General features: G+C 40.8%; 17 protein-coding genes. 8 read left to right on the top strand and 9 right to left on the bottom strand.

Going from position 1 to position 16,100, the window contains the following annotated elements:
- From L3V38_RS16070 to lpxC, 4 genes are all read left to right on the top strand, one after another.
- Positions 1 to 780, top strand: coding sequence for a cell division protein FtsQ/DivIB (locus tag L3V38_RS16070; protein ID WP_130149401.1), 780 nt, complete (start codon positions 1 to 3; stop codon positions 778 to 780).
- A complete protein-coding gene (gene ftsA, locus L3V38_RS16065; protein WP_062568622.1) occupies positions 777 to 2,009 on the top strand; it encodes a cell division protein FtsA in 1,233 nt (410 codons plus the stop codon). Before L3V38_RS16070 ends, ftsA begins: the two co-directional genes overlap by 4 nt.
- A gap of 21 nt (positions 2,010 to 2,030) precedes the next feature.
- Positions 2,031 to 3,278 carry a cell division protein FtsZ gene (gene ftsZ / locus L3V38_RS16060; protein WP_130149402.1) on the top strand — a complete coding sequence of 416 codons (1,248 nt, stop codon included), beginning with the start codon at positions 2,031 to 2,033 and terminating at the stop codon, positions 3,276 to 3,278.
- A gap of 102 nt (positions 3,279 to 3,380) precedes the next feature.
- Positions 3,381 to 4,292: a UDP-3-O-acyl-N-acetylglucosamine deacetylase gene (lpxC, locus tag L3V38_RS16055; protein WP_062568624.1), complete on the top strand. Its 912-nt coding sequence runs from the start codon at positions 3,381 to 3,383 to the stop codon at positions 4,290 to 4,292.
- A 58-nt stretch (positions 4,293 to 4,350) separates the two neighbouring features.
- On the opposite strand, the gene yjjG is transcribed toward lpxC, so the two are convergent.
- The 3 genes from yjjG to L3V38_RS16040 are packed head-to-tail and all read right to left on the bottom strand — an operon-like array spanning position 4,351 to position 6,525.
- A complete protein-coding gene (gene yjjG / locus L3V38_RS16050) occupies positions 4,351 to 5,025 on the bottom strand; it encodes a pyrimidine 5'-nucleotidase (RefSeq protein ID WP_237120012.1) in 675 nt (224 codons plus the stop codon).
- A gap of 11 nt (positions 5,026 to 5,036) precedes the next feature.
- Positions 5,037 to 5,576, bottom strand: coding sequence for an inosine/xanthosine triphosphatase (gene yjjX / locus L3V38_RS16045; protein ID WP_237120011.1), 540 nt, complete (start codon positions 5,574 to 5,576; stop codon positions 5,037 to 5,039).
- 49 nt (positions 5,577 to 5,625) lie between these two features.
- A complete protein-coding gene (locus L3V38_RS16040) occupies positions 5,626 to 6,525 on the bottom strand; it encodes a phosphoribulokinase (protein ID WP_062568627.1) in 900 nt (299 codons plus the stop codon).
- 166 nt (positions 6,526 to 6,691) lie between these two features.
- On the opposite strand from L3V38_RS16040, the gene L3V38_RS16035 reads away from it, so the two are divergent.
- Together L3V38_RS16035 and L3V38_RS16030 are read left to right on the top strand one after the other, a co-directional pair.
- Positions 6,692 to 7,561: a hypothetical protein gene (locus L3V38_RS16035; RefSeq protein ID WP_237120010.1), complete on the top strand. Its 870-nt coding sequence runs from the start codon at positions 6,692 to 6,694 to the stop codon at positions 7,559 to 7,561.
- A 64-nt stretch (positions 7,562 to 7,625) separates the two neighbouring features.
- Entirely contained in the window at positions 7,626 to 7,991 is a 366-nt protein-coding gene (locus L3V38_RS16030) for a hypothetical protein (RefSeq protein ID WP_237120009.1), read from the top strand.
- 37 nt (positions 7,992 to 8,028) lie between these two features.
- On the opposite strand, the gene L3V38_RS16025 is transcribed toward L3V38_RS16030, so the two are convergent.
- The 6 genes from L3V38_RS16025 to L3V38_RS16000 all read right to left on the bottom strand — a co-directional run bounded on the left by L3V38_RS16025 (position 8,029) and on the right by L3V38_RS16000 (position 13,424).
- Complete coding sequence (locus tag L3V38_RS16025; RefSeq protein ID WP_237120008.1) at positions 8,029 to 10,599, bottom strand: M1 family metallopeptidase; 2,571 nt, start codon at positions 10,597 to 10,599, stop codon at positions 8,029 to 8,031.
- Between the two features lie 112 nt (positions 10,600 to 10,711).
- Complete coding sequence (locus L3V38_RS16020; protein ID WP_237120007.1) at positions 10,712 to 11,389, bottom strand: hypothetical protein; 678 nt, start codon at positions 11,387 to 11,389, stop codon at positions 10,712 to 10,714.
- A gap of 102 nt (positions 11,390 to 11,491) precedes the next feature.
- Positions 11,492 to 11,842: a DUF2750 domain-containing protein gene (locus tag L3V38_RS16015; RefSeq protein WP_062568632.1), complete on the bottom strand. Its 351-nt coding sequence runs from the start codon at positions 11,840 to 11,842 to the stop codon at positions 11,492 to 11,494.
- Between the two features lie 16 nt (positions 11,843 to 11,858).
- Positions 11,859 to 12,437, bottom strand: a complete 579-nt coding sequence (locus tag L3V38_RS16010) for a glutathione S-transferase family protein (RefSeq protein ID WP_237120006.1) — start codon at positions 12,435 to 12,437, stop codon at positions 11,859 to 11,861.
- A 58-nt stretch (positions 12,438 to 12,495) separates the two neighbouring features.
- The gene (locus L3V38_RS16005; RefSeq protein ID WP_062568634.1) at positions 12,496 to 12,777 is read right to left on the bottom strand and encodes a peptidylprolyl isomerase; all 282 of its coding nucleotides are present in this window, start codon (positions 12,775 to 12,777) and stop codon (positions 12,496 to 12,498) included.
- Positions 12,778 to 12,854: 77 nt separating this feature from the next.
- A complete protein-coding gene (locus tag L3V38_RS16000) occupies positions 12,855 to 13,424 on the bottom strand; it encodes a glutathione peroxidase (RefSeq protein ID WP_130149410.1) in 570 nt (189 codons plus the stop codon).
- A gap of 73 nt (positions 13,425 to 13,497) precedes the next feature.
- On the opposite strand from L3V38_RS16000, the gene L3V38_RS15995 reads away from it, so the two are divergent.
- The gene (locus L3V38_RS15995) at positions 13,498 to 13,989 is read left to right on the top strand and encodes a GNAT family N-acetyltransferase (RefSeq protein WP_130149411.1); all 492 of its coding nucleotides are present in this window, start codon (positions 13,498 to 13,500) and stop codon (positions 13,987 to 13,989) included.
- 143 nt (positions 13,990 to 14,132) lie between these two features.
- Entirely contained in the window at positions 14,133 to 16,088 is a 1,956-nt protein-coding gene (locus tag L3V38_RS15990; protein ID WP_237120083.1) for an ATP-binding protein, read from the top strand.
- Positions 16,089 to 16,100: the final 12 nt, after the last annotated feature.

The raw sequence follows: 16,100 nt of genomic DNA, 5'->3' as shown, positions 1-16,100 counted from the left end.
ATGCATCACTTTTTAGAAAAAGCACAACAGTTAAAGCAGCGGCTCAATTGGTCGTTGATCTTTGGCGTGAGCTTTTTTCTCATCGTGATTTTTAGTTTGGTTAAAATCACTACCGGTGTGTCAGATTGGTTGGTCGAAAATAAAGATGCGCAAATAAAGCATTTAGCTGTACAAGGTGAGCCTAAGTATACAGATGAAAAGGCAATTATTAGCGCAATAAAAAAAGCCGACTTATCGAGTTTTTTTGAATTGGATGTTAAACATGTGCAACGCTTAGTACAAAGTTTGCCTTGGGTGGCGACTGCATCGGTCAGAAAGCAGTGGCCAGACACCATTCAAGTGTATGTGGTTGAGCATGAAGCGGTTGCACATTGGAATGATGATTTATTGTTAAATCAGTCTGGTGAAGTGTTTCAAGCAAGCAGTGATAAATTACCAAGCACATTACCCAAGCTCTATGGCCCTGAGGGGAGTGAGATAGAAGCATGGACGGCATTTGGTCAATTTAAAGCGATGCTAAAAGTGAATAATTTAGAGCTAACAAGCCTCGCGCTTTCAGAGCGTTTTTCATGGCAGCTGTGGCTTGATAATGGCATTCGCCTTAATTTGGGGCGTAAAGAAAAAGCAAAGCGTGTACAACGTTTTATAGATGTGTATCCGCGCATGGAACAACGTGTAGATGCACAAATTGATGTTGTTGATTTACGGTACGATACCGGTCTTGCAGTGAGCTGGAAGCCACTGCAAGAGGAACAATTAGAAAATAAGAGTAAGGCATGACTAAGTCAGCAGAAAGAAACCTAGTGATTGGATTAGACGTTGGCACCTCAAAGGTAGTGGCCACCGTTGGTGAAATCACCGCAGATAATAAACTCAGCATTGTGGGTGTTGGCAGCCAAGTTTCGCATGGTATGGACAAAGGTGGCGTTAACGACCTTAACCTTGTTTCTGAATCGATTCGTCGCGCTATTGATGAAGCTGAACTAATGGCAGATTGCCGTATCAGCTCTGTTTATTTAGGTATTTCTGGTAAACATATTCAGTGTCAAAACGAAAGCGGCGTGGTTGCGATTAACAACACTGAAGTCACAGATGAAGATATTGAGAATGTGATTCACATTGCACGCTCAGTGCCTATTTCAGCTGAACGCAAAATGCTGCATGCGTTACCGCAAGAATACAGCATTGATATGCAAGAGGGGATTAAAAACCCATTAGGCATGAGTGGGGTACGTATGGAAGCGCGTGCGCACATCATTACTTGCTCAAATGACATGGCTAAAAACATAGAAAAATGTGTTGAGCGCTGTGGGTTAGAAGTTGATCAACTGATATTTACGGCATTAGCGTCATGCTATTCCGTTCTGACAGATGATGAAAAAGAGCTGGGCGTGGCTGTTATGGATATCGGTGGCGGAACGATGGATATCACCATTTATATTAATGGTGCACTTCGTCACTCAGCAGTTATTCCGGTTGCGGGCAATCAGGTGACTGGCGATATTGCAAAAATATTTAGAACACCTATATCGCATGCTGAATCACTCAAAGTACAATATGCGTGTGCAAGCAGCCAAATGGCAAGCAATGAAGACACCATTGAAGTGCCGAGTGTGGGTGGTCGACCTGCACGTATTATGTCGCGCCATACCTTATCTGAGGTAGTTGAGCCACGATTTAGAGAATTATTTGAGTTGGCAATGGAAGAAATACGCCGCTCAGGTTTAGAAGACCAAATTGCTGCCGGTCTTGTCATTACTGGCGGGACGGCAAAAATGACAGGTGCAATGGAAGTGGCAGAAGACATTTTCCAAATGCCTGTAAGAATTGGCAAACCAATTGGGATAGTTGGTTTGACAGATTATGTTGATGATCCTTCGTACGCAACCGCTGTTGGTTTGTTACAATACGGCCGTACAATGCAATCGATGAATGCACAAAAGTCGAAAGCAGAAGGTGATAATAATTGGTGGAACCGTATTACGAAGTGGTTCCAAGGTGAGTTTTAAGACTCAAGTCGGAGAGTAAAGATGTTTGATATAATGGAACAGCACAGCGAAGAAGCTGTCATTAAAGTAATTGGCGTGGGCGGTGGCGGCGGTAACGCTGTCGAGCACATGGTAAAACAACAAATTGAAGGTGTACGCTTCATTGCAGCGAATACGGATGCACAAGCACTGCGTAATTCATCAGCAGATGTCACTGTACAGCTAGGTACACAAATCACTTCTGGTTTAGGTGCTGGAGCCAACCCTGAAGTGGGTCGTAATTCAGCGGAAGAAGATGCTGAAACAATCCGTGCAAGCCTTGAAGGTGCTGACATGGTATTTATCGCAGCGGGCATGGGCGGTGGTACTGGTACCGGTGCGGCTCCTGTGGTTGCTAAAATTGCTAAAGAGTTAGGGATCTTAACTGTTGCAGTAGTAACACGCCCGTTTGACTTTGAAGGTAAAAAGCGTGCCGCAGCGGCTGAACAAGGTATTAATGAATTGTCAGAAACTGTTGATTCACTTATTACAATTCCGAACAATAAATTGCTTAAAGTTTTAGGCAAAGGCACTACACTATTAGATGCCTTCGCAAAAGCAAATGACGTGTTATTTGGTGCGGTTCAAGGTATTGCAGAATTAATCACACGCTCTGGTCTAATCAACGTGGATTTCGCCGACGTACGTACTGTTATGTCAGCGATGGGGACTGCGATGATGGGAACTGCGTCAGCGTCTGGTCCTGATCGTGCGCAAGAAGCAGCTGAAGCCGCTATTTCAAGCCCATTACTTGAAGATGTCGATTTAACAGGTGCTAAAGGCATTCTAGTTAATATCACAGCAGGTATGGATATTGCGATTGAAGAGTTTGAGATTGTTGGTAATCACGTTAAAGCGCTTGCGTCAGAAAACGCAACGGTGGTTGTCGGTGCGGTAATTGACCCTGAAATGAGTGATGAGTTACGCGTTACTGTCGTTGCAACTGGTTTAGGTGGCGAGCGTCGTCCACAGTTTGGTATTGTTGATAATGGCTTTAAAAAAGCATCGGGTTCAGATGTGCAAAGCACAACAAGCCAATCTACTAGCAGCATGTACGTGCCAAGCTTTGCAAGCCAAGGTAGTAGCGATGATGTAAGCGTGTCAGCAAGTGTTGATAAGCAAGAATCTGTGAAGCAAAGTACAGCAAGTAGTTCAGTATCAAGTAATACTGAAAGCAGTAAAAAATCTGATAAGTCAGAGGGTGGCGATTATTTCGACATTCCAGCGTTTTTGAGAAAACAAGCTGACTAAGATTTTTTTATGGTATTTTGCCTGAAAAGTAAACAAATTTGGCAGTTGAGTGTATTTATGATACAATCCGCCGTCTAACTGTAACTATAAGTGAGCGAACCTATGATTAAACAGCGTACGATTGCAGAAGTAGTCAAAGCCATAGGAATTGGACTTCATAAAGGTGAGAAGGTCACTATTACTCTCCGACCTGCGAGCGCAAATACTGGGATTGTATTTCGTCGTGTGGACCTTGACCCGGTTGTTGATTTTGAAACAACACCTGAAGCCGTTGGCGATACGCAATTGTGTACCTGTTTAACAAATAAAGATGGTGTTCGCTTATCAACGACTGAGCACCTTATTGCTGCCGTTGCGGCAATGGGGATTGATAATCTAATTGTTGAATTAGATAGCTCAGAAGTGCCGATTATGGATGGTAGTGCATTACCATTCATCTACTTGTTACAAAAAGGCGGCATTAAAGAAGTAAATGCAGCTAAGCGCTTTATTCGTATTAAAGAAAAAGTACGTATTGAAGAAGGCGATAAGTGGGCTGAAATAGAACCCTATGATGGCTTTCACATCGACTTTGAAATTGCGTTTGATCACCCAGCGATCAATGAAAGCCGCCAACGTATCGGTTTAGATATTACTACGCAGAGCTTCACTGAAGAAATCAGCCGTGCACGTACTTTTGGCTTTATGAAAGATATCGAGTATATGCATGCTAATAACCTAGCATTAGGTGGTAGCATGGATAACGCAGTTGTTTTGGATGACTTTAAAGTACTAAATCCAAACGGCTTACGTTATAGCGATGAGTTTGTTAAACACAAAATCTTAGACTGTGTCGGCGACATGTTTATGACTGGCCACAACATTCTAGGTAAAATCACGGCTTATAAATCAGGCCATGATTTAAACAATAAACTACTTCGTAAAATTATGGCAACTGAGTCAGCATGGGAGTGGGCAACATTTGAGACCCCAGTGACTATGCCTGCACCTGGCCTAGAAGTAGCGACAGCTTAATCGCAAGCATATTACAGTTATAAAAAATGACGCTTTTAGCGTCATTTTTTTGCCTTGCTTATAATCCAAGAATAGCTTCAAGCTCTACTAACTGGTTGATTTGATAAGTTGGTTTAATATCTTCAGGTAATAGAACACCTGGGTGTTGCAACCAGCAAGTATCGATACCCACATTATGACCCCCCAAAATATCGCTGGCCGCTGTATCACCAACCATTAAGATTTGCTCTTTTGGCGGATTGCCCATTAATTGAAACGTGTGCTGAAAAATTTTAGGAGCAGGCTTTGCTTTACCTACTAACTCTGAAATAACGAGCCAATCAAACATATCTTGTAAACCTGTATGCTCTAGGCGTTTTTGCTGTAATTTTGCAAAGCCATTAGTAATAATCCCCAGCTTTGCATGCGGCTTTAACTTTGCCAACAACTCAACAGCACCAGGTAGTGGTACACAAATTGATGCCATTGCATCTAAAAAGCCATCGTTAAGAGTTTTAGCGGGAACATTAAGTTTGTTAGCCCACTGGGTAAAACGGGTTATTTGTAGCTCACTGGCAGTGATCTCATGCTTTTGATACGCAACCCAAAGAGGTTTATTAGTGGCTTGGTAATGCTGATAGTCTGCATCAGTAAATTCTACGCCATAATTGGCGAACATCACCTTTAACCCTTCAAATGCATTAAAACTGAATAGGGTTTCATCGGCATCGAATAATACGTGGCTATACTTCATGGTTATCCTAACTACTGATTAAATAAGCTCGGGTGTAAAAATGGCGCCATTGCTAGTGTAAGCGCTTGTGTATAGGTGCTTTCACGGGTAGCAAGGTGATTGGTTAATAAGCCAATCGCGCCCCCTTGTTGTTTGATATTAACGGTATTGAACGCATCATCCATGACGTCACCCAGTTCTTTACCGGCCAGTAAGGCATCGTAAAAAGATTGCGGTAAGGGGAGGTTACTACTGCGACCAACACTAAATTGTTGTTTATTTGCAATAACCACAAATGCAAAGGTTGCTGCACCATAACTAAACTGTTCTGCGCCACCTTCCATCGCTGCATAAAAGTCAGCGTCAAAGTGAGTTTGGCAGTACTTTACACGGTTTTCAGCACCTATGCGGGTCTCATCTTCACCCAATGGCTGATCAGGCACATCGGAAGGGGCGTGTTCACCTTTGCATTCAATGATATGGTCTGGGAAATAAAGACTAAAGACATGTTTAGCTGCGTTAATTTTAACAGGGTTCTTTGAACCGACAATAACACGTAATGTTTCTTTCAAGCTGACGACTCCATCATTCCTAGTTAAGTCAGCAGTGTACCCGAGTGATTTAAATCGGCAAGTCAACTGGGGCTAAATTTTCCAGCGCACGTTTTTTCAAAATGATGTCTTTGATTAGCGGTGTTAAAACAAGTTCCATCGCCAAACCCATTTTCCCACCTGGTACAACTAAGGTGTTTATACGTGACATAAAACTACCTTCAATCATGCGTAGATAATATGGAAAATCTACATCTTCAATGCCACGAAAACGGATAACAACAAAGCTTTCGTCTAGTGACGGAATATCTTTAGCGCTAAATGGGTTTGAAGTATCAACCGTTGGCACGCGCTGGAAGTTAATATGAGTACGTGAGAATTGTGGCGTAATGTGGTTGATGTAGTCGTCCATACTGCGCACAATTGAGCCCATGACAGCCTCGCGAGAGTGGCCTCGTTCTGAGGTATCACGGATTAGTTTTTGGATCCATTCAAGGTTGATGATAGGCACCATGCCGATAAGCAAATCAACATGCTTGGCTACATCATGGTCTTGGTCAACTGCACCACCATGTAAGCCTTCATAAAAGAGGATATCGGTATTGGCTTCTAGGTCTTGCCAAGGAGTAAAGGTTCCTGGCAACTGGTTGTAAGGAACGGCTTCATCAAAAGTGTGCAAGTAGCGTCTAATTTTTCCTTGGCCAGTTTCACCATATTGGTAGAATAATTCTTCGAGTGCACCAAAGTCGTTAGCTTCACGACCAAAATAGCTTATGTGCTTGCCCTCTTGCTGTGCTTCACGAACTTTTTTATCCATTTCAGGACGCGTATAACGATGAAAGCTATCACCCTCGATAAAGGCCGCATCAATATTTAAGCTTCTAAAGATATGCTTAATGGCATTCGTGGTGGTGGTTGTGCCTGCACCAGATGAGCCGGTAATTGCGATAATTGGGTGTTTAGCTGACATAATTGTTCTCGTTATTAGTGAAGTCGTGTTATTTGCTCAAGCACTTAGTTAAAGTAACAAAAAACAAACACGCCTTAGTTATAAAGGTCGAGTATAGTAAGGTCAAGTGACTGGCCAATTAAATAACGCTATCATGAGCGAATAAAAATTAAAACGAGAGAGCAACATGAAATTAATTTCGCCTTTATTTTTTGTACTGACAAGTACATTTTTATCAAGTGCAGTGGATGCTGCGATGCCGAAAAGCGAAATATTATTAGCTGATCTGGATACACCTTATGGCATGAAGGTGTCTCGTATTACCGATGATACAAGCTATAACAATCAACCGTTCTTGATTGACCAAGGTGTTTATTATACCCATGAAGTAATTGCTGAGCAGGGGCAATCACAAACTGACTTGTATTATTTTGATTTTGCAAGTCAAAGTGCCTTAAACCTAACCAATTCTCCTGTTAGTGAATATTCACCTACTTTAATGCCTGACAAACAGGCTTTATCAGCCATCGTGGTGGAAAAGGATGGTAAGCAAAAATTGTGGCAATACCCTTTAAAATCAGACCAACAAGCGAGTCGTATTTTTGAATGGATTGAGCCTGTTGGCTACCATGCTTGGGGAGCCGACAATGATCTTGTTATGTTTATTTTGGGGGAACCACATACCTTACAATACACATCACTCGCTGCTGCTAAACCTCAAGTTATTGCCGGTGATATTGGTCGTACACTTATTTTTGATAAACACACAAACAGCTTTTTGTTTAGCTACAAAAAAGATAACCAGCATTGGTTGGCGCGCTTTTCACCTAAAACGAGTGAAGTTGCTGATTTATTTCGATTACCTGAAGCAGTACAAGATTTTACATTAGTGAATGAGCACACCGTGGCGTATGCAGTTCAAAGCCGTATTTATAAACGTGATTTGACTGATGCAGGGGGGGTATCGCAGTGGCTTGATTTAGGTCGTTATTGTGAAACCTCAATTACACGATTAAGTTATCATAATCGTAAGCTTGCATTTGTGTGTAATAAATAAGTAACGATTTTCAACAGATTACTGTACTGTATTTATTATTGATCATTTTTAACAAGGCGCGCACTTGTCTTTATCTGCAGCACAACTTAGTGAACAGCTTATAAAATTAGGCTGTCGTAGTAACTTTAAAATAAAAAATATTAACGAGTTCATGCTTGCTCACTCCAAAGAGGCGTTTTATGTGCATGAGCAAAGTGGTCAGGCTAAATTAATTATAAGGCCTGCTTTTGAAGTGTTTAGCGCTGATTTTGAAGCTTTGGAAGGTATCTCTAGAGTTAAAGATTACTTTCATAGTAGTGAAATGACACGTTTCCCTACACGGATTTATAAAAGTGCTCAGCCCATTCATTATGGCGTTGCTTTTAAAGTGACAACCACTCAAGCCGTTGAATTATTTATTAAGCAGCTAAGTACTATTTTAGCACAATGATAAGGGCCACACATGTGGCCCTTATTTAACGTGGTTGTTAGCGTTTAAGAAAACTATTCACTGAGCTTAGCTCACGTTTCTTAAGTGCGATACAATCATTCACTCCTTCCTCTAACTTGCTCAAAGTGCGAGCATAGCCAGGTTGTTCAGAAATTTTATCTGTAAAGAAGGTTTTTGTTTTTTCTAGGCTTTTCGCATCACAGTTTGCGGTTGTGAAGAACGGCAAGTTTGGAACAAAGAAAGGCGGTAAGCTCTTAGTGATAGCATCGTAATTTTTGTAGATCCAATCAATGAACAATGCTTGGCGTTCTTTACCATAGCTTAGGCCACCTAATAGTGTTCGCATATCTGAGGCCGTTACTTCATCTGTTAGGCTATAATCTAATACCGCTTTTTGTAGCTCAGGCTTTCCGAAATACCCCATCGCAGCTAGCATCTTAGTACGTACTTGCGGGTCTTTGGTTGTTTTAAAGGTTTGCTTGTACTTTTCAAGGAGCTTTGCATCGCCGTGATAGGCTGCCAAATTTAGGTAGGTTGAAGCTAAATATGGGTCAACATTTTCAGGGTTATTCAAATAAAGCGCTGCTTGTGCTTTTGCTGTATCAATCACTTTTTGATCTTCGCCATCAAAACCTAAACGGCTAATAACCTGTGCGCGTAATTGTGATACAGCAGCATCTTCATTCACTTTTGCTGTTAGACCGTATTGCTTCGCCGCTGGTGCAATGCTGTTACGGATAAATTTAGGCCATAAATCACGGTTGCTGTCATCTTCAAATACACGTTTTTGCGACGCTAAATAACCAAGGGCTGTATTAGCAACAAGCGGGTGCGCATCGCTTACGAATGCTTCAAGGGTTTGCATTAGATTTGCAGCAGAAATAACGCCTGCATCTAATAGGGAGTCTACCGCCGAAAGAAGCGCTAGGCGCTCTCGCACGGTTAGCTTATCCGCTGCGTTGTCGAGTAGGGCACTAAACTGTGCGTCATCTAATAGCCAGCGGTAATAACCCATGGCGCCTTGATCTGGATAAATCCACTCAGGTTCAAAATCGAGGGTTAGCTGTTGTGTCTCTTTGTTCAGTAATATATTGGCTGTTTCAACTTTATCGCCTGCACCATATTTAATTGCAACCGGAACATTCCACAGTTGTGCTGGCGCATCAACACCGGCATTCACAAAGCGGCTTTGGCTAATATTAATTTTCTTACCGTCTTGGGTTACTTTGATAAGTGGGAAAGATGATTGTTCGATAAACGATTTTAGTACACTTGCAACGTCTTTATTCGAGGCTTCGCCTAATGCTTGCCAAAGGTCTGCTGCTTCTGCATTTTTATATGAGAACTTCTTCAAGTAAGCTTGAATACCTTGCTGGAATGCTTCTTCACCAATCCAGTTTTCCACCATTGAAAGCACCGCACTGCCTTTACTGTAAGCAAGGCCAAGGCCATCCATGATGTCAGCTTCGGTTTTTATTGGCTTACGAATAGGCTTAGTACTTAAGCGTGCATCGAGTGCCATTACATGGTTTTGTGGTAAGTCTAGGTGTGACTCAAACTCAGGGTTGATTTGTGCGGTGATTTTAGCAGCCATCCAGCTTGCAAACGCTTCGTTTAACCATAAGTCATTCCACCATTTCATGGTGACTAGGTTACCGTACCACTGGTGAGCTAATTCATGGGCAATGATTGATACATTGCGCTCTTTTTTACTACGTGTTGCAGTGGCAAGGTCGACCAGAAGGATATCTTCACGATAAGTAACAAGGCCTGCATTTTCCATCGCGCCAAATGGGAATTCTGGTACTGCAACTGAATCCAGTTTTTTATAAACGTATGGGATGCCAAAGTAATTTTCCAGTGCTTTTAATACGCGCGGCATATTTTCTTTTGCGTAATCAGCAAGGTGAATTTTACCTTGCGGTGTCAGTACACGACCAGGAATTGGCATGCCTTTAATTTCAAGCTCTTCAAATGGGCCTACAGCCATTGCTACTAAGTAAGAAGGAATAGGCGGCGTTTTATCAAAAAAGTGTGTTGTCATCTCGCCATCAACCTTGGTTTTTAATACAGGTGTGTTGGCATACACTTTTTGAGATGTTGGCGCTGTGATTGTTAGCTGAAATGGAATTTTATAACTAGGCTCGTCAAATACAGGGAATGCACGGCGGGCATCGCTCATTTCAAATTGAGTAAATAGGTAAGGCGTACCCTGATCAAGTGTTTTATATAAACCGACACTTTGACGGTTGTAAGGTGCTGTAAAATCAATTTTTAAAGTGTATTTACCAGGCTGAATTTTTTCATCACAGGTGAATTTAACTTTACCTGTTTTTAGCATTTCAGCACTGAGGTCGCAGTTCTCTGCACCTAAAATCTTGGCCATACTCACAGCGTAATCAATACCGTTTAGTTCGATATAATTCGTTGCTTTAAGTACTTCAAGGGCAATGTCGGTATGACCAGAAAAATTGTCTTTTGCAGGATCAAGCGTAAGTTTTACTTGTTGTGAGCTAGGCTTGGCAAGCTTTTCGATAACATATTCATTGGCATGGGCTGAGCTAACAGCAAGTGCAACACTCACTGTTAATAGGCTTTTTAAGAACATAAGTATCCCTGATTTTTTGTTGTTAGAAAGGCACCTGCTATGAGGGGCGAAATACCATGCTATCAGGTTTTAATTTGAACAGTAATAAATAGTTAGTAACAAAGTTTGTCAGCTAATGATGGCGGTCGATGAAGCGTTGCCAATGTAGTTGCGGGTTGATTTGTCGCACATTTTGTAGCACGGTGTTTAATAGTGGCATATCCGTAAAACGTTGCTCGTTGAAATCTTTAAAACCAAGTAAGTAGTTAAAGGCATCTTTGCTGTTTGCTTGCAGTGCATGAATACGAATTTGTTGTTCAAAGTTGAGCCGTAAGCTACTAATCGCCGTTTTCATTCCTTGTTGGTCAACACTGGGAATAGCACATTTTTGTAAATAACCAGCACGTTCACCTTCACCGGAAAACCAAATGCGTACTTTTTCGCTATAGCGGCCTGACTTAGCCGGTAAATCAAACATTAACCGTTGTTGGTTTTGTTCGCTTAAAAAATTTAAGTATTGATCAAGTCCTGCATTAAGTAATGCATTGTGGATGGGTACATAGCGTGGTTTTATTTTACCATGAGTGTGAAAATCAAAGCAGCGAACACCATCACAAGTGATAATGTTATCAAGGGTTAAATGACCAATTTCATCGCTGTAGGCACCGGTGTAATAAGCAAACAAAGGCAGCCAAAAGTGCCAGTGTTTTGCTTGCTCACGAGGAAGGCGTTGATCACTGTAGATGTAACCGTTATACAGGGTATGTAATTCCATGGCCGAAAAGGGCCGGCGACCGAGATGGGACTTCAACCTAATACCTTGATAATAAAGACGCTTTAAAGAGTATACCTGAACAACGTTTAGTTTCCAGCCTAACGGCACTACGATAGTGAACGTAGTGCCGTGATAGGGTTAGTCACAAAGCGCTTTAGCAAGTCCCACAGGCTCGATTTCTACACATACTTGGTCATCATTCCAGTTTAAACCAACCAGTGCATCATCTTCGTTTAGGTCTTCAACCCATTCATCAAGAAACTCGTCTAAGCCAATTTCAACTGGCGTATAGTCTTGCCATTCGTCTTTGCATTGTGCTTTGGCGGCGTCTTCGGTGCCCCAAAGTAATAGGACGTCAGTGTCGCTAAATTGGTTTGATTCACAGACAACAAATCCACCATCTTCGGCACCGAGTGCCCACATTGTCTCGTTGAGACGAACTTTTTCAACGAAGCTTACTAATTCTGATTCAATTTCGATATCGCTCATTTGCCTAACCCTTATCTTATTTTCGTGGATCTGTTTGTTGTACCGCCGCTTTATCGGCGAATTCATGATAAAAACCAACTAACTTTTCTAGTTGGCTAAAATCAGTTAATTCGCGGAAGCGGATCCAATCTAGCAAGCAGTATAAACTGATGTTGAGGTATTCACAGCTTTTAAATACTGGCTCAGATAAATGATTATTTAAATAGGTTAATGTTTCAGCAATTCGTTCATTCTGTAAATTAAAAAACAGTTTGTCAGTGTGTGTATCGAACCCTGAGCGTTGGCATAGTAGCATTTCTACTAATGAGTCATTACAGGCATTAATGATGGTAAGAAAGTTCTCTTGTCGCCAACTTAACAGTGGCTGATTTGTTTTTTCGAGTAGGTAGCGAATAATTGAATTTGAATCGTATAAGCTAAAGCCATTATCAATAAGGATAGGAATTTTTCTTGCAGGGCTATGCGCTATCATCGTCTGCCTATCTTGCTCAGAAAATATATCTAAATTTTTAAATACTAAAGCAAGTCCATTTAAGTCAGCCCATATTCGAATACGTCTAACAAAGGGAGAAGTTGTTGAACCAAGTAATTCCATGGTGATCTCTTGTCGAAAAAAAAAGCCGCTGTAAGCGGCTCATTTATTAGTATTTATATCAATCTGTACGGCTGGTGACTTCAAGTAAGTGATAACCGAACTGAGTCTGAACAGGGCCTTGTACTTGATTTACTGGAGCTGAGAATACCACTTTATCGAATTCTGGCACCATCATCCCAGGTCCAAACTCACCTAATGCGCCGCCATCTTGACCTGATGGGCAATTTGAGTGAGCTCGTGCAAGATCTGCAAAGTCTGCACCTTGTTCTATTTGCTGTTTTAAGTCTAAACAGTGTGCTTCACTGTCTACTAATATATGCCTCGCGCTGGCTACTGCCATAATTACTCCCCATAATGTGTGTTTTTATAAATTAAATGAATAGTCTAGTTCAATATTTAATGAACGAACAATTAAATTTATTGTGTAGCTAGCTCTGTTTCTATAGCTTTGCGCAATTTCTCTGATTGCGGTTTGGTTTTGCTGTTAAAGCGCGTCACCGTTTTTCTGTCGGCGGAAACGAGATACTTATAAAAATTCCAGTTTGGTGAGCTAGTTACCTTATTTAAATGTTGGAATACAGGGTTTGCGCCGCTGCCTCTCACTTCGCTGGTCGCGAACATATTGAACGTGACTCCGTAGTTTATGAAACATACATCGGCAGTCTCTTTTTCATCATCTTCTTCTTGGAAAAAATCATCAGACGGAAAACCCAAAATAACTAAGCCTTGGTCTTTATATTCTTTGTTTAGTGCTTCTAAGCCCTCAAACTGCGGGGTGAAACCACAGTTGCTTGCGGTATTAACGATTAGCAATGGTTTGTCTTTAAATTGGCATAGGTTTATCGTTTCTTTGGAACGAAGCTTCCGTAATTCAACATTAGTGAAATCATCACATTGTGTTTGTGTTGTGTTTGATGATGCGGGCGTTTGAGCTGCAACCTGAGTGGTTAAAAGAGTTGCACTAAGTAACAAAGCAAATTTATACATGGTTATTTCCTGCTAGTTTTTCCAATCGAATATACGCTAATATGCGCAAAAGTGATCACCAAATATTCGTTTTATGACTATTCGTACAGCAACTTATGATGATTTAGCGGCAATTGTCGCAATCTATAATGAAACAATCCCAGGACGTATGGTAACAGCAGATACCGAAGAGGTAACTGTTGCAGATAAAGAAGCATGGTTCTTATCCCATTCTATTAATCGGCCTATTTTCGTATATGAACAAGAAGGGAAGGTTTTAGCATGGATAAGTTACAAGTCTTTTTACGGACGACCCGCTTACGATGGCACTGTTGAAGTGAGCATTTATATTACCGCAAGTGCACAAGGAAAAGGGCTAGGAAAACAATTGCTGACATTCGCAGAGACCCATGCAAGCACACTTAAAATAAAAGTCCTTTTGGCATTTATTTTTAGTCATAACCTACCGAGTATTAAGCTCTTTAATTTATTTAATTATAAAGTGTGGGGTGAATTGCCGAATGTGGCAATTATGGATGAAAAGCCTTACAGCTTAACTATTTTGGGAAAACATTTAGATTCATAGTTTGTTCATAAACTAATAAAAAAATACGGTGTAAATTGTGCTGCATCGTTTTTTTTCGACTACGCTAATTAAGTAACATGATTAAGTGGGCGTAGTGTAAAGTGCGAAAGATATTAATTGTTGATAGTAATAGTGTTTTAGCAATGCGAGTAAAGGTGTTACTTGAGCTCATAGGTTGTAGGGTTGAGCTGATACACTTTTCAATGGTTGATAATGCTGTTTTAACTCAACAGTTTGATCTTGTTGCTGCTTCACATGGTGTACCAACAGATACTATCAAGAAGCTAATGGAAGTGTTTTCTCAAGAGCACCTTTTACTTTTGGCCCCTAAAGCACAGCGCAGTGATTTACTTGAACACTTTAGTGAGATTAATCGTTTGCTGCCCAATGCGGTGGTCATATACCCTTTCTTTGCCAACAAAGAGATCAGCGCTCTATTAGAAGGCGTGCTTGAACTTGATTCCGATAATATCTTAAAACTTCCTACGGTTTTACTTGTTGATCACTGCCCTGAGCGATTAAATAAGATTGCGCACAATTTAAAAGGTGCACATATTAAAACCTTCACCGCAGAAAATATATTCTCAGCGGTAGAGTTGGTGAACCAGCACGCAATTGATTTATTAATTAGTGATTTTACCTTTGAAGATGGTACCGGTCTTGAGCTATTTAATAAATTCAAAACATTGCAACCTAATTGCCGCTGTTTACTTTATACCTCTAAGCCCGATCAAGTCTCCATGGTTGCTGCTATTCGCCAAGGTGTTGAAGATGTTCTAATTAAGCCCATAGATGACAATAGCTTACTGCAATCGGTTCATAAGCTTTGGCAAACTGAGCTACTAAAACGTCATAATGCAGAGTTAGTGGAGCGTTTACAAAACACGGTTGATGCACTCATTGAAAAAGACAGTCTTTTACGTGTTATTTTTAAGCACACACCCGATGCGATAATTCTATTTGATCGAAACGGTAAAATTATTGAGACCAATGATGCCTGTGAGTCGTTATTTGAGAAGTCATTAAAAGAGTTTGAAAATTGCTCGGTGTATGACTTTTTTGACTTAGCCTCGACTAAACGTATAAAAGATAAAGTCAGTACACTTAATAAGAATCGACAATTTAGTTGTGATTTAAAGCTACTAAAGAAAAATGGAGCATCGGTTCCATTGGTAGGCTCGTTCAATGAAATTGACCATCACGGTGAAATAGCACTTGCTGTCATCTTTAAGAATGTTACGCACCTTAAGGAAAAAGAAGAGTTACTCCTTGAAGCAAAAGACACCCTAGAAGAAGAAGTTAAAGCACGCACAGCCCAGTTAGAGCACGCAAAAAATGTCGCTGAAGCTGCCAATCACAGTAAGTCAGAGTTTTTAGCTAATATGTCTCACGAGCTAAGAACACCTATGCATTCTATTCTTAGCTTCGCACGTTTTGGCTTAGAAAAAGTAGCCAATGATGATCTCAGTAAAGAGAAACTTAATAAGTATTTATCACGAATAGAGCAAAGTGGTGAACGGTTACTTTCTTTACTCAATAACTTGCTCGACCTATCTAAGCTTGATGTTGGTAAATTTCCTTTTAATCCGCAGAAGCATAGCCTGATGAATATCATAAAAACCAGTATTGATGATGTCTCGGGTACAGCGCTTGAACGTAATATCACTATTAAATTAATTGCGCCTAATCCAAACATCACACTTGAGTGTGATGAAGAGCAAATTAATCAAATTATGCGTAACTTACTTGGCAATGCACTTAAATTTAGTGAACCCAATAGCGATATAGACATAAAGCTGGCGCTAAGCAATGGGTCGGCTGAAATTGCTGTTGTTGATCGTGGTATAGGTATACCTGACGATGAATTAGAAAAAGTATTCGCAAAGTTTGAACAAAGCAGTAAAACCAATAGCGGTGCAGGAGGCACAGGACTCGGTTTAGCAATTTGCCGTGAGTTTGTTTTGCTACATCAAGGCACTATTGTGGCAAGTAACAACGAATACGGTGGTGCCACTATTTTAGTGACCCTGCCTTTAGAAATTGACTTTCCTCAGCATTTAACAAATGAAGAGCGAGTGCAAAGTAATTATGAAGCTTAATTTAAAATGGAA

This window comes from Pseudoalteromonas sp. L1 (genome assembly GCF_021728095.1).
GTDB lineage: Bacteria > Pseudomonadota > Gammaproteobacteria > Enterobacterales > Alteromonadaceae > Pseudoalteromonas.
Note: the sequence above shows the minus strand (reverse complement) of the source record. Positions and strands in the feature narration are given on the sequence as shown.

Coding starts and splice junctions, on each gene's coding strand:
- L3V38_RS16005 (WP_062568634.1), bottom strand. CDS start 12,777: ATGGCAGTAGCCAGCGCGAGGCATATATTAGTAGACAGTGAAGCACAC.
- L3V38_RS16010 (WP_237120006.1), bottom strand. CDS start 12,437: ATGGAATTACTTGGTTCAACAACTTCTCCCTTTGTTAGACGTATTCGA.
- lpxC (WP_062568624.1), top strand. CDS start 3,381: ATGATTAAACAGCGTACGATTGCAGAAGTAGTCAAAGCCATAGGAATT.
- L3V38_RS16070 (WP_130149401.1), top strand. CDS start 1: ATGCATCACTTTTTAGAAAAAGCACAACAGTTAAAGCAGCGGCTCAAT.
- L3V38_RS15995 (WP_130149411.1), top strand. CDS start 13,498: ATGACTATTCGTACAGCAACTTATGATGATTTAGCGGCAATTGTCGCA.
- ftsZ (WP_130149402.1), top strand. CDS start 2,031: ATGTTTGATATAATGGAACAGCACAGCGAAGAAGCTGTCATTAAAGTA.
- L3V38_RS16035 (WP_237120010.1), top strand. CDS start 6,692: ATGAAATTAATTTCGCCTTTATTTTTTGTACTGACAAGTACATTTTTA.
- L3V38_RS16040 (WP_062568627.1), bottom strand. CDS start 6,525: ATGTCAGCTAAACACCCAATTATCGCAATTACCGGCTCATCTGGTGCA.
- L3V38_RS16000 (WP_130149410.1), bottom strand. CDS start 13,424: ATGTATAAATTTGCTTTGTTACTTAGTGCAACTCTTTTAACCACTCAG.
- L3V38_RS15990 (WP_237120083.1), top strand. CDS start 14,133: ATGCGAGTAAAGGTGTTACTTGAGCTCATAGGTTGTAGGGTTGAGCTG.
- ftsA (WP_062568622.1), top strand. CDS start 777: ATGACTAAGTCAGCAGAAAGAAACCTAGTGATTGGATTAGACGTTGGC.
- L3V38_RS16025 (WP_237120008.1), bottom strand. CDS start 10,599: ATGTTCTTAAAAAGCCTATTAACAGTGAGTGTTGCACTTGCTGTTAGC.
- yjjG (WP_237120012.1), bottom strand. CDS start 5,025: ATGAAGTATAGCCACGTATTATTCGATGCCGATGAAACCCTATTCAGT.
- L3V38_RS16015 (WP_062568632.1), bottom strand. CDS start 11,842: ATGAGCGATATCGAAATTGAATCAGAATTAGTAAGCTTCGTTGAAAAA.